A 3,527-nucleotide genomic window follows, 5' to 3' on the forward strand; every position below is an offset into this window, starting at 1 on the left:
AAAAGCGGTTAAATTAATGATTTCAGAGACTTCTCCTATTAAGTCTGTTAGATCTTTTGAATGGCAAGAGAAAAAAGATAAAACGCTTACCTATGGAAAAATTGATCTAAAGATATGCCAGGAACTTGGACTTCCAGATCTATGCCGTGTAAGATTAGTGTGGAAAGAATGGAAACAAATAGTAGAAGCAACTGATTTATGGAAAAAAACTTGTCTTAAAGATTTTAAATCTAAAATCACTAACAAAAAACAACCTGGTAGTCTTAAAGATAAGAATATAATCTCTATAAGCTTCAGCTCCCTGGGTTCTCTCTCGCCAGAAATGTGTGAACAAACTCTCCTTTCTTTTGATGATTTAGCACGCGATGAAATAAGGAAACTCCTAGAAAAAGATACTTTTTTAACAACAGACAAGCTCGAAAAAGCAGAAAAAGCCTACACGCAAGCTTTAAAACTTGCCGTTAAAAATGAAGATCTTCTTTCAGAAAGCTTGTGCATAGAAAGATTAGGTGATATCTATCTAATTAAAGGAACGCCTCAAACGCTCCTTCAAGCCGCAGGACTTTATAATTACGCTCTACATAATGCCTCTTTAGACGAGCAAGCAATTATTAAAGAAAAGCTATCAAAAGTCGAGATTTTGCTTAGCAAGGCTTGCAGAGGAGAACCTGTAGATATATCTAAAATCAAAAAGCAATTTGAGAATAATCGCGAAGGATTAAAAAAGTTTAGAGTGGAAATAGAAAAGAAAATTCAACTTATCCGTCCAAATCCTTCACCAGAGGAAGTCAGAGAGCTTTACAGCGAGATTGCCCAGTGGATAAAAACTTTCTTTAAACATCTTGTAGATCAAGCTCAAGAGATTTTAGGACCTTCGCCTTGTGAATATGCAATGATAGACTTTGGTTCCTTAGCGAGGGAAGAGATGACCCCTTACTCAGATTTAGAGTTTGGCGTTCTTATACAAGAAGACACTTTTGGAAACAAAGATTATTTCAGACGTCTAACAGCTCTTCTTCACTTAAAAGTAATCAACTTAGGCGAAACAATCCTACCTGCTTTAAATATTCCTTGCCTTAAAGCCATAGATTTTTTTGATGGCATAACTCCAAGAGGTTTTGCCTTTGATGGAGCGGGTGTAGAAGGAAAGGGCTGTAAAACTCCTTTTGGTAATGGTAAGACGTTTGAGCTTATTCAAACTCCTGAAAAGATGGCCCAATATATCACTAGGGAGGAGGGAGGCCAATGGTGGCATGATAAAGAGCCTCATCTTCCCATGGAGCTTTTAACTTTTACTCATCTGCTAGGTAATGGAGAGTTAACCAAGGCATATACTGAAAAAATTCAAGAAAACCTCGATACGCCTTATCAAGAAGGCTTTACTCTCCGCCAATATTTAGCCAAGCAACATCTAGTTCAAGAGGATATGGAGACTTTTGATCCGAGAATGGGCTATTTAGAGACGCAGGGTATGCTTTTCCAAGTTAAAAATGATTTTTATCGCTTTCCACATCTGGCTATAGATCGGCTAGCCCTTCTTAAAGGGGTGGTAGCTGCAGATACATTTAATAGGATTAATCAGCTAAACAAGCTAAAGGTTATAACGGAGAATGCTACTAAAAAACTACAGGAGTGGATGAGTACAACATTGTTCATACGCCTTAAAACCTATTCTCATTATCAAGCGCAACGAGAGATGATGAATCCTCTCATTAAGCCATTTGGGTTTGAAGATCCGGAATTTATGAAAAAGCAGCTTGCACTAGATCTTGAAGCAGTAGAAAAGGTGAAAAAAATTTATCAAATTTTTATTCCCTTCTATCATGCTATGCAAGGCTTTTTAGCAGGCAATGAAGAAAATCTTAGGTTATCAGATTTAGAGGACAACTCGCCTCAAACAGAAGGGGATATAGCTTTAAGGCTTTTTCAACTTGATGAGGCTAAAGACTGGTATAGATTAACAAAAAAAGCCATACCAAATAATTCTCAAGTATTAAATATTCTTGCAACCATTTACCTAAATCAAGGGAAGTTAGATAAAGCCGCTAAGTATGCCCAAAAAGCATTAGCCATTGACAATGATTTTTATGGTCAAATACATCCTACTATCGCAAGAGATTGCAATAATCTTGGAATGATTTACAAAGAGCAAGGAAATTTAGAGCTGGCCGATGAGTATATTCAAAAAGCACTCCAAATATTTATTAAACTGTTCGGAAAAAATCATCCAGCTGTAGCAGTCTATTACAATAATTTGGGGCATATCTATCAAGACAAAGGAAATTTACAAAAAGCAGCTAATAACGTTAAGGAAGCGCTTAGAATTGGTATAGAGCGATATGGTGAAATTCATCCTACGGTAGCAAGCTATTACACTGGATTGGGACAAATTTGCCAAATGCAAGGAGATTTAGGAAAAGCATTTGAACATCTCCAAAAAGCCCTTTTTATCGGTAGTAAACTATTTGGCAAAAATCATCCCAATTTAGCAAGAAATTATAACAATTTGGGAATGATTTATAAAGAGCAAGGAAATTTGGCCGAAGCAGCTAAGCATGTTAAAAAGGCACTTGCAATTGTCCTCAATCTATTTGGTGAAAATTACCCTACTGTGGCAGATAGCTACGCTAATTTAGGAACGATTTACCAAGCTCAAGGAAAATTACACGAAGCAACTGAATATATTAAGAAAGCGCTGGCAATTGGACTTAAGCTATATGGTGAAATTCATTCTAGCGTAGCAAATAGTTACAACCATTTGGGTATGATTTGCAAAGAGCAAGGAGATTTGCAAGAAGCAGTTGAGCATATCGAAAAAGCCATTGGAATTAGCCTTAAGCTTTTTGGAGAAAATCACTCTACAGTGGCTAGCTATTACAACAACCTGGGACAAATCTATCACGATCAAGGAGATTTGAGAAAGGCAACAGAATATATTAGAAAAGCCCTGGCAATTGACATTAAGCTTTTTGGCGAAAATCATTCTACAGTAGCAAGCTGTTACAATAATCTAGGGATGATTTACCAAGAACAAAAATGCTTAAAAAAATCTGCTAAGCATGTCAAAAAATCGCTTGTCCTTACCCTTAAGCTGTTTGGTGAAAATCATCCTGATGTCTCAGCAGGGTACAATAATCTTGGAACAATTTATAAAACACAAGGGGATTTAAAAAAAGCAGCTAAATATGTCAAGAAAGCACTCACTATAGATCTTAAGATTTTTTGTGCCAACCATTCTGCTTTAGCATGTGATTATAGTAATCTAGGAACGATTTACTACGAGCAAGGGAAATTAGAGAGGGCAGCTGAATGTATCAATCAAGCGTTATTAATTGATCTTAAACTATATGGAGAAAATCATCCAGAGACAGTTAAAGATTACGGTAATCTACGCCATATATTACGGGGAGCACTAATAGTTTACACTTTTTCAAGCAACATATCTAGGATGGCAGCCCTTGATAAAGCTCTGGATGACATAAGGCTGTTTTTGCCTCATTTTGAGGTGGCTATTTAGCAGTTTTATC

General features: G+C 36.5%; 1 protein-coding gene. It reads left to right on the forward strand.

Features of this window, described 5'->3' with window-relative positions:
• Nucleotides 1-16 precede the first annotated feature (16 nt).
• Nucleotides 17-3,517, forward strand: a complete 3,501-nt coding sequence (locus DB41_RS03525) for a tetratricopeptide repeat protein (protein WP_155117565.1) — start codon at nucleotides 17-19, stop codon at nucleotides 3,515-3,517.
• Nucleotides 3,518-3,527 lie beyond the last annotated feature (10 nt).

The organism is Neochlamydia sp. TUME1 (assembly GCF_000813645.1).
Lineage (GTDB): Bacteria > Chlamydiota > Chlamydiia > Chlamydiales > Parachlamydiaceae > Neochlamydia.